The following is a 14,724-nucleotide window of genomic DNA, read 5'->3' as shown; positions in this document are numbered from 1 at the left end:
CCCGGAGCACGTCAGCCTAGATTGGCCCCATGAAGCTCGAACTCCGCGCCATCACCAAGCGGTTCGGCGCCCTGGTCGCGAACGACCACATCGATCTCACCGTCGAGTCCGGCGAGATCCACGCCCTGCTGGGAGAGAACGGCGCCGGCAAGTCCACCCTCATGAATGTGCTCTACGGCCTGTACCAGGCCGATGAGGGAGAGATCCTGCTCGACGATGTCGTCCAGCACTTCTCCGGATCAGGCGACGCCATGAACGCCGGCATCGGCATGGTGCACCAGCACTTCATGCTCATCCCCGTTTTCACGGTCGCCGAGAACGTCATCCTCGGTCACGAGCCCACCAAGGCAGGCGGGCGACTCGACCTGCCCGCCGCCCGTGCAAAGGTGCGCGAGATCTCCGCTCGATTCGGCTTCGATGTCGACCCCGACGCTCTTGTCGAGAACCTGCCGGTCGGCGTGCAGCAGCGCGTCGAGATCATCAAGGCGCTCTCGCGCGACGCGAAGGTGCTGGTCTTCGACGAGCCGACCGCGGTGCTCACGCCGCAGGAGACCGACGAGCTGATGACGATCATGCGTCAGCTCAAGGAGGCCGGCACGTCCATCGTGTTCATCACCCACAAGCTGCGCGAGGTGCGCGAGGTGGCGGATCGGATCACCGTGATCCGGCTGGGCAAGGTGGTCGGCGAGGCGCCGCCGACCGCCAGCAATGAGGAGCTCGCCTCGATGATGGTCGGCCGCGCCGTCGAGCTGATGGTCGAGAAGGGGCCGGAGAAGCCGGGAGCCGAGGCGCTCGTGGTCAGCGACCTCTCCGTCATCGATCACAGCGACCAGTACGTCGTCTCGCACGTGAGCTTCTCGGTGCGGGCGGGGGAGGTGCTCGTCATCGCCGGCGTGCAGGGCAATGGCCAGACCGAACTCACTGAGGCGATCATGGGCCTGCAGCCCCGGGTCGAGGGAACCATCACCCTGAACGGGCACGAACTGACCCGGCACAGCACCAACGACGTGCTGGATGCCGGCGTCGGGTTCGTCCCGGAGGACCGCAACGAAGACGGACTGGTCTCGGAGTTCACGATCGCCGAGAACCTCATGCTCGACCGCTCCACGAGCGCCCCCTTCGTGCGTGCCGGCGCCCTGCAGCTGGGGGTGCTCGAGAAGTTCGCCGAGCAGAAGCTCACCGAGTTCGACATCCGTGCCCAGGGGATCACGACCCGGGTGGGTCAGCTGTCAGGAGGCAACCAGCAGAAGGTCGTGCTCGCGCGCGAATTGAGCCGCGAACTGAAGCTTCTGGTCGCGGCGCAGCCGACCCGCGGGCTCGACGTCGGCTCGATCGAGTTCGTACACACCCGGATCATCCAGGCGCGTGACGCCGGCATTCCCGTCATCGTCGTGTCCACCGAGCTCGACGAGGTGGTCGCGCTCGCGGACCGGATCGCCGTGATGTTCCGCGGCGGCATCGTCGGGATCGTTCCCGGCGACACGCCGCGTGAAAAACTCGGCCTCATGATGGCCGGCGAGGCCCCGGCGGAGGTGGCGGCATGAGCGAGCAGCTGCCATCGTCGACGCCGAGCGTGCTCCCCGCAGAACCCGGGCAGGCTCCCAACGTGCCGGCCCAGCCGGAGCCGCCCGCGGCAAACCGTGTCCTGCGCGAGATCTTCTCCGGCAGCGCGCTGGTCACCGTGCTCGCCGTGGTGCTTGCCCTGCTCGTCGCCGGTGTGCTCATCGCCGCGACCGACAGCGGGGTCCAGTCGGCGCTCGGGTACTTCTTCGCGCGCCCGGGTGACACCTTCCAGGCCATCGGCAACTCCGTCGGGGGCGCGTACTCGTCGCTGTTCCAGGGCTCGATCTACAACTTCATGCGCCCGGGGTTCGCCAACGGCATCAAGCCCTTGACCGAGACCTTGACCTTCGCGACGCCGTTGATCGTCGCCGGCCTCGGCGTGGCTCTGGCGTTCCGGGTCGGCATGTTCAACATCGGCGGCCGCGGCCAGATCCTCATCTCGGCGGCCGTCGCCGGGTGGATCAGCTGGTCGTTCCCCATGCCGTTCTTCGTCCACGCTCTCGTGGCGACCGTCGGGGCGATCGTCGGGGGTGCGCTGTGGGGCGGCATCGCCGGATTGCTCAAGGCACGCACGGGTGCGCACGAGGTGATCGTGACGATCATGCTCAACTACGTCGCGTTGTATCTGATCTCATTCATGCTGCGGACGCCCGGTCTGCTGCAGGCGACCGGATCCAACAACCCGAAGTCGCCCGCGGCCCTGTCCACGGCGGTTTATCCGAAGCTCAGCGATCTGATCACGCTGTTCGGGGGAGGGCCGACCACCTACCGAGTCAACGTCGGCTTCCTCATCGCGATCATCGCCACGATCTTCGTCTGGTACATCGTCAACCGCTCGAGCCTGGGCTTTCGGTTCCGCGCAGTCGGCGAGAACCCCAGCGCCGCTCGCGTCGCCGGCATCAACGTCAAGATGGTCTACGTCCTCGCGATGGTGTTCTCCGGCGGCCTCGTCGGTCTGGCCGGCGCGGATCAGGTGCTCGGCAACACGACCTCGGGCTTCAGCTCCGGCGTGGATGCCGGGATCGGATTCGACGCGATCACGGTCGCGCTGCTCGGCCGCTCCCGGCCATGGGGGGTGTTCTTCAGTGGACTGCTGTTCGGTGCGCTGAAGGCCGGCGGTTACAACATGCAGGCGTCGCAGCAGATCCCGATCGACATCGTGCTGGTCGTGCAGTCGGTGATCGTCCTCCTCATCGCCGCACCGCCGTTGGTTCGCACGGTGTTCCATCTGCCCAAGCCCGGCGCACTGCCGAGACTGCGCCGCTCGGCGGGGGTGGTGACCAAGTGACCGCCGTCACCGCCGCCTCGGCGCCGATCGTCCTCGAGAAGGCGGTCGTCCGCAGTCTCAAGATCCCGATCGTGCTCGACGTGTTCGCCATCCTGGCGCTCGTGTTCGCGTTCGGCATCCCGCGCTCCGGGTCCAGCACCTTCGGTCTGTCCACCTCGACCGACTTCTTCCAGATCCCGCCGGTCACCCTGCCGACCGTCGGCACGGTGGTGGTGGTGTCGATTCTGCTGTTCGCGCTGGCGGTGGCGGCTCACATCGTGGTCGCACGGAGCGCGGCCGGCAAGGTGCCGCTCTGGCTCGATGCCGTGTTCGCCATCCTGTTCCTGTTCCTGTTCCTCACCTGGGCGGCGGCCGGGCTCCGTCCGGTGCCCGTGCCGGGTCTGCTCATCGGCAGCCTCGCCTTGGCGACCCCGCTGGTATTCGGCTCGCTCGGCGGCGTCATCGGCGAGCGGGCGGGAGTCGTCAACGTTGCCATCGAGGGCCAGCTGCTGTTCGGCGCCTTCTCGGCGGCGGTCGTCGGTTCGGCGACGCACCAGGCCGTTCTCGGTCTGCTGGCGGCGGTCGTCGGCGGCGTTCTCGTCTCGTGGGTGCTCGCCGCCTTCGCGATCAAGTACCTGGTAGAACAGGTCATCGTCGGGGTCGTGCTCAACGTGCTCGTGACCGGTCTGACCAACTTCCTCTACTCGAAGGTGCTCACGGCCGATCCGGCATTGAACTCGACGACCCGGTTCCCCCGGGTCTCGATCCCGCTGTTGTCCGACATCCCGATCCTCGGACCGGTGCTGTTCAAGCAGACGATCATCACGTACCTGATGTACATCGCGGTGTTCGTCACCTGGTACATGCTGTTCAAGACCCGGTGGGGGCTGCGCGTCCGCGCCGTCGGAGAGCACCCCGGAGCCGCGGACACGGTCGGGATCAACGTTCGACGCACCCGGTTCTGGACCGTCTCGATCGCCGGCGCGGTCGCCGGGATCGGCGGCGCGTACTACACGCTCGACGCGGTCTCGTCGTTCGGCAAGGAGATGACGAACGGAGCCGGCTTCATCGCGCTCGCGGCAGTGATCTTCGGGCGATGGCATCCGATCCGGGCGGCGCTGGCCGGCCTCCTGTTCGGCTTCGCGACGAACCTGCAGAGCACGCTCGGGATCATCGGCTCCCCTGTGCCGAGCGAGTTCCTGCTGATGCTGCCGTATGTCATCACGATCTTCGCGGTGGCAGGGCTGGTGGGGCAGTCCCGCGCACCCGCGGCCGACGGAAAGCCGTACACCACCCCATGAGCGCCCCCGTCGACTGGGATGCGCTCCGACGGGTGGCCACCGCCGCCCTGCCGCATGCCTACGTGCCGTACTCGAACTTCCCGGTCGGAGCGGCCGCGATGGTCGACGACGGCCGCGTCATCTCGGGCGCGAACGTCGAGAACGCCTCCTACGGGCTGACCCTGTGCGCCGAGTGCGCTCTGGTGTCGTCGCTGCACATGACGGGCGGAGGCAAGCTCGTCGCCTTCACCTGCGTCGACGGGCACGGCAACACGCTCATGCCATGCGGCCGCTGCCGGCAGCTGCTGTTCGAGCACTCGGCCAAGGGGATGCTGCTCGAGACCGTCTCGGGCATCCGGACGATCGACGAGGTGATCCCCGACGCGTTCGGGCCGCGCACGCTCGAGGCTTACCGTGACGGCGAGGCCGGCTGATGGCGCTCGAGCCCTTCGACGCGGTCGATCTCATCCGCACGAAGCGCGATGGCGGGGAGCTCAGCGCGGCTCAGATCGACTGGCTGATCGACGCCTACACCCGGGGTTACGTTGCCGACGAGCAGATGTCGGCGATGACGATGGCGATCTTCCTCAACGGCATGGGGCGCGACGAGATCCGCGATCTGACCCTCGCGATGGTCGCGAGCGGCACGCGGCTCGACTTCTCGACGCTGTCCAAGCGCACCACCGACAAGCACTCGACCGGCGGCGTCGGCGACAAGATCACCCTCCCGCTGGCACCGCTGGTGGCCTCCTTCGGTGTCGCGGTGCCGCAGCTGTCCGGCCGCGGGCTCGGGCACACGGGAGGCACTCTCGACAAGCTCGAGAGCATCCCCGGATGGCGCGCATCCCTGACCAATGACGAGTTCATGGCGCAGCTCGAGTCGGTCGGAGCCGTCGTCTGCGCGGCCGGCGCCGGACTGGCTCCGGCCGATCGCAAGCTGTACGCGCTGCGCGACATCACCGGAACGGTCGAGGCGATCCCGCTCATCGCCTCCTCGATCATGAGCAAGAAGATCGCGGAGGGAACGGCCGCCCTCGTGCTCGACGTCAAGTTCGGCTCGGGCGCCTTCATGCAGGATCCGGAGCGGAGCCGCGAACTCGCCGAGACCATGGTCAGGCTGGGCAATGACGCCGGGGTCGCCACCCGGGCGCTCCTGACCAACATGAACGTGCCTCTCGGGCGCGCGATCGGCAACGCCAACGAGGTGCGCGAGTCGGTGGAGGTGCTCGCCGGCGGCGGCCCCGCGGATGTCGTGACCCTGACGGTCGCGCTCGCACGCGAGATGCTCGACCTCGCCGGCGTGCCCGACGCGGATGTCGAGTCGGCCCTCAAGAACGGGCGCGCGATGGACAGCTGGCGGGCCATGATCTGGGCACAGGGCGGGGATCCGGATGCCGCCCTCCCGACCCCGAAGGAGACGCACGTCGTGCGCGCGGAGCGCGCGGGCGTGCTCGTCGCCCAGCACGCCCTGCCGTTCGGCATCGCGGCCTGGCGGCTCGGGGCCGGACGCGCCCGGCAGGAGGACCCGGTGATGCACTCCGCCGGGATCGAGCTGCACGCGAAACCCGGCGACGCGATCGCCGAGGGCCAGCCGCTCTTCACGCTCGGCACGGACGACCCCGATCGTTTCCCGCGGGCCCTCGAGGCGCTCGAGGGCGCCTACCGGATCGGAGAGAGCGGTGACCCGATCGACGACGGCGGTCCGCTCATCGCCGGCCGCATCGCCTGAGCCGCGCTCGACCGGCGACGGGGGTCAGCGCTCCGGGTCGCCGATCCGGGTGAGCGCATCGACGACGAGGGCCCAGAAGCGGTCGGCGTCGAGGTCGAGTCCGACCCGCGTGACGCAGTCGTCGGGGGCAGCGGCGCGCAGATCGACGACCGTCATGCCGAGGGTGAACTCGCCGCGGCGCTCGATCTCGATCGGGGCCGCCACGGTGCGCACCAGGCTGCGGTCGATGAGGTACGCCACGGCGACCGGGTCGTGTACGGGCGGGTGGTCGAAGCCCTGGGTGTCGCGGTAGGCGTGGGCGAAGAACTCCATGAGCTCCCCGACGAACCGGGCCGGCGCCGTGCCGACCGCGGCGATGGCTGCCACGACCTCATCGGTCGCGAGCGCCTGGTGCGTGACATCCAGGCCGATCATCGTGACGGGCCAGCCCGCGCCGAACACGATCGCGGCGGCCTCGGGGTCGATGACGATGTTGAACTCGGAGGTCGCGCTCCAGTTGCCGACATGAACGCCGCCGCCCATGAGCACCACCTCCTTGACCCGGGGGATGATGCGGGGCTCCAGCCGCGCCGCGAGCGCGATGTTGGTCAGGCCGCCGGTGGGTACGAGCGTGATCTCGCCCGGCTCGGAGGCCATGACGGTGTCGACGATGAACTGAGCCGCGGGCCGGGCGTCGAGAGCGATCGTGGGCTCGGGCAGCACGGGGCCGTCGAGCCCGGACTCGCCGTGGATGGCCCCGGCCGTCTCGATGGGACGGACCAGTGGCCGTTCCGCCCCGCGCGCGAACGGCACCCCGACGATGCCCGCGACCCGGGCGACCGAGAGCGCGTTGCGCGTCACCTTGTCGATCGTCTGATTGCCGACGACCGTCGTGACCCCGACCAGCTCGATGTCGGGGTTGCCCCAGGCCAGCAGCAGGGCCACGGCGTCGTCGTGCCCGGGATCGCAGTCGAGGATGATCTTCGTCGGCATGCTCCGAGCCTATCGGGTGAAACGCATATGAAAACAGTCTTCATATATGAAACAATGCGGCCATGTCAGATCTCGCAGACCGGGGCGCGGCGCGCGTCGAATGGATCCGCTCGCGCATGCCCCTGCTCGCCGCCACCCGCGAGCAGTTCCGCGGCTCGCGCCCATTCGCGGGCCGACGGATCGGCATGTCGCTCCACCTGGAGCCGAAGACCGCCGTGCTGCTCGAGACTCTCGCCGCCGGAGGGGCCGAGCTGGTCGCGACCGGCAACCACGGATCCACCCAGGACGACATCGTCGCGTTCCTCCGCGGGCAGGGGATGACCGTGTTCGGCTCCCGCGAGGACGACCTCGATCAGCACCGCGCCAACATCGACGCCGTGCTCGACGGACAGCCCGACATCCTGCTCGACAACGGCGGCGATCTGGCGGCCGGCGTGGTCGCGCGCGGCACCGCTGCCGCGATCATCGGCGGCACCGAGGAGACGACCTCGGGGGGCGACCGGCTGCGCGGCGAACTCGCGGGCGCCGTGCCGTTCCCGATGATCGTGATCAACGACAGCCTCTTGAAGGCCATCGGCGAGAACAAGCACGCCGTCGGCCAGTCCGTGGTCGAGAGCTTCATGCGCATCACCAACCTGATGATCCCGGGGCGCCGCTTCGTCGTCGCCGGGTACGGCTGGTGCGGTCGCGGCGTCGCGCACTACCTGCGGCAGCTCGGCGGCAAGGTCGCCGTGGTCGAGATCGACGAGCTGAAGGCGTTCGAGGCGGCCCTCGACGGATTCCGGGTCGCCTCCCTGATGGACCTCGCCGAGTGGGGCGAGGTGTTCATCACCGCGACCGGACACCCCGGCATCCTGACGGCGCCCTTCTTCGAGACCGTCGCCGACGGTGCGGTGCTGGCGAACTGCGGCCACTTCCCGTGGGAGATCGACGTCGCGGCGCTGCACGCGATGTCGAGCGGCTCACGGCAGCTCGCCGGGGCCGACGGCGCCATCGAGCGCATCGACCTGCCCGCCTCCGCGGGACGCGGGGAGCACCACGTCATCCTGCTCGCCGACGGCCGCATGATGAACCTTGCCGGCCGCGAGCCGAAGGGCAACTCGCTCGAGTCGATGGACCTCGGCTTCCTGCTCCAGGCGCTCTCCCTGGAGCGGATCGCGACGGACGCCGCGGGACTGCAGCCGGGCGCCCAACCCGTTCCCGATGCCATCGACCGCGAGATCGCGCGCCGGATGCTCGCCGCCATGCAGGCGCAGCGCTGATGGTCGCGGGTCCGCGCCCGGGCAGCACGAGACCGGAGTACGGAGTGCCGGCGCTCGACAAGGCGTTCGACGTGCTGGAACTGCTGGCCGAGAGCACCCGTCCGCTGTCGCAGACCGAGATCGCCGAGGCCACCGGTCGGACGGTCAGCACGCTGTTCCGCGTTCTCGCCACGCTGGAGGCGCGCGGCTGGCTGCTGCGCGACGCCGACTCGGGCCTGTACTCCTTCTCGATGGCCGCCTTCGATCTGGCGCACCGACAGCCTGCGCTGCGTGGTCTGCTCGACGCCGCCCTGCCGCCGATGCGCGCGCTGAGCGAGCGGGTGCAGCAGTCGTGCAACCTGAGCGTGCTCGACGCGGGTGCCGTCCGGGTGATCGCGCAGGTCGAGAGCCCGGCCGACTTCGGGTACCGGGTGCGCGTCGGCGCCGTCTTCCCGGTGGTGAGCACCGCGAGCGGCGAGGTGCTCACCACCTCCGTCGGCTCGGTGCGCCGCGACGATCCTCTTCAGGCGGGGATCACCGACCTGGTCGCGGCGGTGAGGGACCGCCGAGGAGCCACCCGATGCGCGCTCACCGTGCCCTATGTCGCCACCAGTTTCAGCGCCATGCCCGTCGACCGCGTGATGGATGCCGCCGTCCAGACCGCGGAGCTCATCTCGGCCCGTCTCTCCGGGACCTCGGCAGCGACCTCTCAGCCCGCGCCTCGGTAGATTGGACCCATGAGCGCGCCCGACGACGTCACCCTCCCCGGCAGCCGGATCGGCATCCGCGACCTTCCCAAGATCTCGCTGCACGACCACCTCGACGGCGGACTCCGCCCGCAGACGATCATCGAGCTGGCCGAACCCCTCGGGATCGAGTTGCCCGCCGCCACAGCGCCCGAGCTGGCGGCCTGGTTCGCCGAGAAGTCCGACTCCGGATCCCTCGTCGAGTACCTCAAGACCTTCGACCTGACCATCGCCGTCATGCAGACGGCCGAGGGCCTCACCCGGGTGGCGCGTGAGTTCGTCGAAGACCTGGCCGACGACGGCGTCATCTACGGCGAACTGCGTTGGGCTCCCGAGCAGCACCTGAGTCGCGGGCTCACCCTCGACGAGACCGTGGAGGCCGTTCAGCGGGGCATCGACGAGGCGACGGATTCCGTTCGCGCCGCGGGCGGCTGGGTCCGCGCCGGCCAGCTGGTGAGCGCGATGCGCCACCTGGATCGCGGCACCGAGATCGCGCAGCTCGCTTTGCGGCACCGCGACCGCGGCGTCGTCGGCTTCGACATCGCCGGCCCCGAGGCGGGCTTCCCGGCGTCGCGCCTGTCCGAGGCGTTCGACCTTCTGGCCCGGGCCTGCTTCCCGGCAACGGTGCACGCCGGCGAGGCGGACGGGGTGGAGAGCATCCGCGAGGCGCTCGTCGACGGCCATGCGCTGCGACTCGGCCACGGCGTGCGGATCGCCGAAGACATCACGATCGAGCGCGCCGACGACGAGAGCACCTTCGTCTCGCTCGGCCGCGTCGCCCAGTGGGTCAAAGACCGCGGCATCGCGCTCGAGACCAGCCCGAGCTCGAACCTGCAGACCGGGGCCATCGCCGCCTGGGGAGACACCCTGGCCGATCACCCCTTCGACCTGCTCTACCAACTCGGCTTCCGCGTCACGGTCAACACCGACAACCGCCTGATGAGCGCGACCAGTCTCACCCGAGAACTGGCGCTTCTGGCAGAGACCTTCGGCTACGGCATGGACGACCTCGAGGCGTTCCAGCTCAACGCGGCCGAGGTGGCCTTCCTCCCGCTGGAGGACCGCGAGGAGCTGGTCGACCGCATCCGCGACGGCTTCGGTCGAGCCTGATGCCGCTTCCTCCTCTGCCGGATGCCGCGATCGTGCTTCGGGCCGATGCCGCCGATTGGCGCGCGGCCGTCGGGCTCGCGGGAGCCGCCCTGGCGCGCAGCGGCGCGGCCAGGGCGGATTACGCCGATGAGATGATCAGGATGATCGACGAGCACGGCCCGTACGTCGTCATCGCTCCGGGCTTGGCGCTCGCCCACGCGCGACCCGGGCCCCAGGTACTGGGAGACGGTCTTTCGGTCGTGACCCTTGCGACCCCGGTTGCGTTCGGGCATCCGCACAACGATCCGGTGCGGGTGGTGCTCGGTCTGGCGGTCCACTCCCTCGATCACCATCTGCCCCTCGTGGCCGAACTCGCGAACGTGTTCAACGACGGCGATGCGACGGGCCGCCTTGCCGCGGCGATCACCGCGGACGAGGTGCGCGGGATCCTCGGGGTGGCCGCTGTCGGGCGTCCGGCAGCGGATGCGGCGGCGAGCGCATGAAGATCGTTGCGATCTGCGGGGCCGGCGTCGGCACCAGCGGCGTCCTGAAGGTCAACGCCGAGCGCGTGCTGCAGCGCCTCGGTTTCGACGCCGCGGTCGTCGCGGTGGATCTCGCCTCGCTGCACGCGGAGGCCGATGACGCCCAGATCATCCTGACCAGTCCGGAGTTCGTCACGGCGATCGGCCCGACCTTCGCCGACGTGATCGTCGTCGAGAACTACTTCGACACGCAGGAGCTGACGGCCAAGCTGCAGGCGGCCCTGGGCTGAGCGGTCAGCCGGCGAGCAGCTGCCGCATCCCCGCGTCGAGCGTCGCGACCGTCGCCTCGGCCGCCGCGACCCGTTCCGCGGCGGGCCCCTCGGTCGACACCGCATCCAGGTAGCACTTGAGTTTCGGCTCGGTTCCGCTCGGGCGCACGATCACGCGACCGCCGCCGCTGAGGTGGAAGCGCAGCAGATCGCTGGGCGGGAAGCGGTCGAAGCCGTCGGCGAAATCGTCGATCTGCTCGACGCGGATGCCGCCCACCCGTGACGGGAGGTCGGCCCGCAATCGCGCCATCGTGCGAGGGATCTCGGCCAGATCCGCGACCCGCACCGAGATCTGCGACGAGGCGAATCCGCCGAAGGTCCTGGCGAACTCGGCGAGGTGTTGCTCGAGCGTGGTGCCGGCGGCCGCCAGTTCGGTGAACAACCCGATCACCGCGACGGCGGCCGAGATGCCGTCCTTGTCGCGCACCTTGTCGGGGTCGACGAGGTAGCCGAGCGCCTCCTCATATCCGAAGGCGAGGCCGCCCACGCGCGAGATCCACTTGAAGCCGGTCAGGGTCTCGACGAAGTCGAGGCGATACCGCCTCGCGATCGCGCCGAGCGCGGGCGAGCTCACCACGGAGCAGGCCAGGGTTCCGGGCCGGTCCTCGGCTTGCAGCCGCCGCGCGGTTTGCCAGCCGAGCAGCCAGCCGACCTCGTTGCCGCTGAGTCGGCGCCAGTCACCCGCGATCGGGACTCCGACGGCGAGTCGGTCGGCATCCGGATCGTTCGCGATGATCAGCTCGGCGCCGACCCGCTTCGCCGTCTCGATCGCGAGGTCGAGGGCGCCGGGCTCCTCCGGATTCGGGAAGGCGACGGTCGGGAAGTCGGGGTCGGGGTGCAGCTGCGCCTCCACGGGGGCGGGTGCCGCGAAGCCCGCCGCCGAGAACACGGCCGATGCGGTCTCCCATCCGACGCCGTGCATGGCGGTGTAGACGGTGCGCAGGGCGGACGGACCGGACGCGAGCGCCGCGGTCTGGCGCACGTATTCGTCGATGACGCTCTCGCGCGCGGTCGCATAGTCGGTGGATCGGGGCAGCGCAGAGATCGTTCCGGCGGCGGCCCGCGCGATCTCGCTCGCGATCTCGCCGTCCGCCGGGGGCACGATCTGCGATCCGCCGTCCGCGCCGCCGAGGTATACCTTGTAGCCGTTGTCGCGCGCGGGGTTGTGGCTCGCGGTGACCATGACCCCGGCGCTCGCGGCGAGGTGGCGCACGGCGAAGGCGAGCACGGGGGTCGGCAGGGCGCGGGGGAGCAGGGTCGCCTCCACCCCGGCGCCGCGCATGATCTCTGCCGTGTCGCGTGCGAAGACGCTCGAGTTGTGACGCCCGTCGTAGCCGATGACGACGGTCGGATGCCCACCCCGGCCGAGCAGGTAGGCGGCCAGTCCCGCGGCGGCCTGGGCCACGAGCACCCGGTTCATCCGCATCGGGCCGGCGCCGAGCGCGCCGCGCAGACCCGCCGTGCCGAACTCGAGGCGCCCCGAGAAGCGCTCGGCCAGATCCGCCGCCGAAGGTGCGTCGCCGGCCTCGGCGGCCGCGAGGAGGGCGTCGAGCTCGGAGCGGGTGACCGGGTCGGGGTCCTGCGCCATCCAGGCTCGTGCCGCCGTCGCGAGACCGCCGTCGATCATGACTGCTCCTCGGTGATCCTGGCGACGATCCGCGCGAGAAGGGCGCTGATGACGGGCTCGGCATCCTGCCCGGCCTGCAGCACCTCGCCGTGGCTGAGCGGTTCCGACGAGATGCCGGCCGCGAGGTTGGTGATCAGCGACAGGCCCAGGATCTCCATGCCCGACTCGCGGGCTGCGATGGCTTCGAGGGCGGTCGACATGCCGACGATGTGGCCGCCGATCGTCTTCGCCATCTGCACTTCGGCCGGGGTCTCGTAGTGCGGTCCGCGGAACTGGGTGTAGACGCCCTCGTCGAGCTCGGGATCGACGCTGCGGGCGAGATCGCGCAGTCGGCGCGCGTACAGGTCGGTCAGGTCGACGAAGGTCGCGCCCTCCAGCGGGGATGCCGCGGTGAGGTTGATGTGGTCGCTGATCAGCACGGGCGTTCCGGGCGTCCAGCTCTCGCGGATGCCGCCGGCCCCGTTCGTGAGGATCATGGTCGTCGCGCCCGCGGCCGCGGCCGTGCGCACCGAGTGCACGACGCGGCGCACGCCGTGGCCCTCGTAGAAGTGCGTCCGCGCTCCGATCACGAGCGCGCGCTTGCCGTTCGGCAGCAGCACGCTGCGCAGGGTTCCCACGTGGCCGGTCAGTGCGGGCTTGCTGAACCCGATGATCTCGGTCGCGGCCACGGTCGCGGTCGTCTCGCCGATCAGGTCGGCGGCCTTCGCCCAGCCGCTGCCGAGGGTGAGGGCGATGTCGTGCCGCTCGACCCCGGTCGCCTCGGCCAGCTGGGCCGCCGCCTGCTTCGCGATCGCGAACGGGTCCGCGGCGGGGTCGTCGAGCGGGTGAGCGGAATCGTGGGACTGGATGACGCTGGACATGACGCCCAGCCTAGAACGGCGACACGCGCACTCCCGGTACGGGAGAATGGGAGCATGCCATACGAGTTCGAGCGGACCCAGCGCATCGCCATCCTCGGTGGGGGGCCCGGCGGGTATGAGGCGGCCCTCGCGGGCGCCCAGCTCGGAGCGGACGTGACCCTCGTGGAACGCGCCGGCGTCGGCGGCTCCGCCGTGCTCACCGACGTCGTGCCGTCGAAGACGCTCATCGCGACGGCCGAGGCGGCCAACGCGGCGGGCGAGGCAGCCGATCTCGGAGTGCAGTTCTTCATCCGCAACGAGGCGGGCCGCCCGGTGCGCCCCGAGGTCGCGGTCAACCTGGGAGCCGTGAATCAGCGGCTGCTGCTGCTGGCCCGCCAGCAGTCGGAGGACATGAAGTCGCAGCTCATCAAGGCGGGGGTGCGGATCGTCGCGGGCGACGGCCGGCTCGACGGACCGAACCGGCTCGTCGTCTCGACCGGCACGGGCAAGACCCGCACCGACTTCGACGAGATCGAGGCCGACACGCTCGTCGTCTCGGTCGGCGCCCGGCCGCGCGAACTGTCGACCGCGAAGCCGGATGGCGAGCGCATCCTGACCTGGACCCAGCTGTACTCGCTCCACGAGGTGCCGGAGCACATGGTCGTGGTCGGATCCGGCGTGACCGGTGCGGAGTTCGCCTCGGCCTACCTGGCGCTGGGCTCGAAGGTGACCCTGGTGTCCAGTCGCGAGCAGGTGCTCCCGGGCGAGGACGCCGACGCGGCGCGCGTCATCGAGAACGTCTTCACCCGCAACGGAATGGATGTGCTCTCGAAGAGCCGCGCGGCATCCGTGAAGCGCACCAAGGAGGGCGTGCTCGTCACCCTCAGCGACGGGCGCACGGTCGAGGGATCGCACTGCCTGCTGGCGGTCGGCTCCGTGCCCAACACGGCCGACATTGGCCTCGAAGAGGCGGGGGTCCAGCTCACCGAGAGCGGACACATCCGGGTCAACCGCGTCGCCCGCACCTCGATGCCGATGGTCTACGCGGCGGGGGACTGCAGCGACTTCCTGCCCCTGGCGTCGGTGGCGTCGATGCAGGGGCGCACGGCGGTGTACCACGCGATGGGCGACGCGGTCGCGCCGACCGAGCTGCGCAACGTGAGCTCGAACATCTTCACCCAGCCCGAGGTCGCCACGGTCGGCTGGTCGCAGAAGCAGATCGAAGAGGGGGTCGCCCAGGGCGACATCTTCAAGCTGCCGCTCGCCTCGAACCCGCGGGCCAAGATGATGGGCATCAAAGACGGCTTCGTCAAGATCTTCGCCCGCACCGGCTCGGGGACCGTCATCGGCGGCGTCGTCGTCGCACCCAAGGCGAGCGACCTCATCCTGCCGATCGCGCTCGCGGTCGAGCACCGGCTCACGGTCGACCAGCTCGCCCGTGCCTTCAGCGTCTATCCCTCGCTCTCGGCGAGCGTGACCGACGCCGCGCGCGCCATGCACATCGTCAGCTGACCGGCCCGCCGGGCGGCCCCCCCGACCTCCTGCCGGTCTGAAGTCGGA

The 14,724-nt window shown here is 70.1% G+C and carries 14 protein-coding genes; 11 read left to right on the top strand and 3 right to left on the bottom strand.

Going from position 1 to position 14,724, the window contains the following annotated elements; translation table 11 throughout:
• Nucleotides 1–29 precede the first annotated feature (29 nt).
• The 5 genes from ACFPJ4_RS14495 to ACFPJ4_RS14475 are packed head-to-tail and all read left to right on the top strand — an operon-like array spanning nt 30 to nt 5,839.
• A complete protein-coding gene (locus ACFPJ4_RS14495; RefSeq protein ID WP_386741166.1) occupies nt 30–1,544 on the top strand; it encodes an ABC transporter ATP-binding protein in 1,515 nt (504 codons plus the stop codon).
• A complete protein-coding gene (locus tag ACFPJ4_RS14490; RefSeq protein WP_386741165.1) occupies nt 1,541–2,851 on the top strand; it encodes an ABC transporter permease in 1,311 nt (436 codons plus the stop codon). The genes ACFPJ4_RS14495 and ACFPJ4_RS14490 overlap by 4 nt, the downstream gene beginning before the upstream one ends.
• Complete coding sequence (locus tag ACFPJ4_RS14485) at nt 2,848–4,131, top strand: ABC transporter permease (RefSeq protein WP_386741164.1); 1,284 nt, start codon at nt 2,848–2,850, stop codon at nt 4,129–4,131. The genes ACFPJ4_RS14490 and ACFPJ4_RS14485 overlap by 4 nt, the downstream gene beginning before the upstream one ends.
• Nucleotides 4,128–4,544: a cytidine deaminase gene (locus ACFPJ4_RS14480; protein ID WP_386741163.1), complete on the top strand. Its 417-nt coding sequence runs from the start codon at nt 4,128–4,130 to the stop codon at nt 4,542–4,544. The genes ACFPJ4_RS14485 and ACFPJ4_RS14480 overlap by 4 nt, the downstream gene beginning before the upstream one ends.
• Nucleotides 4,544–5,839 (top strand): thymidine phosphorylase, encoded by a 1,296-nt coding sequence (locus tag ACFPJ4_RS14475; protein WP_386741162.1) that lies wholly within the window; start codon nt 4,544–4,546, stop codon nt 5,837–5,839. Before ACFPJ4_RS14480 ends, ACFPJ4_RS14475 begins: the two co-directional genes overlap by 1 nt.
• 24 nt (nt 5,840–5,863) lie before the next feature.
• Here ACFPJ4_RS14475 and uriH read toward each other — a convergent pair whose 3' ends face one another.
• The gene (uriH, locus tag ACFPJ4_RS14470; RefSeq protein WP_386741161.1) at nt 5,864–6,811 is read right to left on the bottom strand and encodes a uridine-preferring nucleoside hydrolase UriH; all 948 of its coding nucleotides are present in this window, start codon (nt 6,809–6,811) and stop codon (nt 5,864–5,866) included.
• Nucleotides 6,812–6,873: 62 nt separating this feature from the next.
• On the opposite strand from uriH, the gene ACFPJ4_RS14465 reads away from it, so the two are divergent.
• The 5 genes from ACFPJ4_RS14465 to ACFPJ4_RS14445 are packed head-to-tail and all read left to right on the top strand — an operon-like array spanning nt 6,874 to nt 10,659.
• Complete coding sequence (locus ACFPJ4_RS14465) at nt 6,874–8,073, top strand: adenosylhomocysteinase (protein ID WP_386741160.1); 1,200 nt, start codon at nt 6,874–6,876, stop codon at nt 8,071–8,073.
• On the top strand, nt 8,073–8,780 hold the full coding sequence (locus tag ACFPJ4_RS14460) for an IclR family transcriptional regulator (RefSeq protein WP_386741159.1): 708 nt from the start codon (nt 8,073–8,075) through the stop codon (nt 8,778–8,780). Before ACFPJ4_RS14465 ends, ACFPJ4_RS14460 begins: the two co-directional genes overlap by 1 nt.
• Nucleotides 8,781–8,789: 9 nt before the next feature.
• Nucleotides 8,790–9,908, top strand: coding sequence for an adenosine deaminase (locus ACFPJ4_RS14455; RefSeq protein ID WP_386741158.1), 1,119 nt, complete (start codon nt 8,790–8,792; stop codon nt 9,906–9,908).
• Nucleotides 9,908–10,390, top strand: coding sequence for a PTS sugar transporter subunit IIA (locus ACFPJ4_RS14450; protein WP_386741157.1), 483 nt, complete (start codon nt 9,908–9,910; stop codon nt 10,388–10,390). The genes ACFPJ4_RS14455 and ACFPJ4_RS14450 overlap by 1 nt, the downstream gene beginning before the upstream one ends.
• Entirely contained in the window at nt 10,387–10,659 is a 273-nt protein-coding gene (locus tag ACFPJ4_RS14445; protein ID WP_386741156.1) for a PTS sugar transporter subunit IIB, read from the top strand. Before ACFPJ4_RS14450 ends, ACFPJ4_RS14445 begins: the two co-directional genes overlap by 4 nt.
• 4 nt (nt 10,660–10,663) lie before the next feature.
• Here ACFPJ4_RS14445 and ACFPJ4_RS14440 read toward each other — a convergent pair whose 3' ends face one another.
• Together ACFPJ4_RS14440 and ACFPJ4_RS14435 are read right to left on the bottom strand one after the other, a co-directional pair.
• On the bottom strand, nt 10,664–12,325 hold the full coding sequence (locus ACFPJ4_RS14440; RefSeq protein WP_386741155.1) for a phospho-sugar mutase: 1,662 nt from the start codon (nt 12,323–12,325) through the stop codon (nt 10,664–10,666).
• Nucleotides 12,322–13,185 (bottom strand): purine-nucleoside phosphorylase, encoded by an 864-nt coding sequence (locus tag ACFPJ4_RS14435; protein ID WP_386741154.1) that lies wholly within the window; start codon nt 13,183–13,185, stop codon nt 12,322–12,324. The genes ACFPJ4_RS14440 and ACFPJ4_RS14435 overlap by 4 nt, the downstream gene beginning before the upstream one ends.
• A 54-nt stretch (nt 13,186–13,239) precedes the next feature.
• Between ACFPJ4_RS14435 and ACFPJ4_RS14430 the strand changes: the two genes are divergently transcribed.
• A complete protein-coding gene (locus ACFPJ4_RS14430) occupies nt 13,240–14,676 on the top strand; it encodes an NAD(P)H-quinone dehydrogenase (protein ID WP_386741153.1) in 1,437 nt (478 codons plus the stop codon).
• Nucleotides 14,677–14,724 lie beyond the last annotated feature (48 nt).

Origin of the sequence: Lysinimonas soli, from assembly GCF_042655435.1 — a bacterium.
GTDB classification, from domain to species: domain Bacteria; phylum Actinomycetota; class Actinomycetes; order Actinomycetales; family Microbacteriaceae; genus Lysinimonas; species Lysinimonas soli.
Note: the sequence above shows the minus strand (reverse complement) of the source record. Positions and strands in the feature narration are given on the sequence as shown.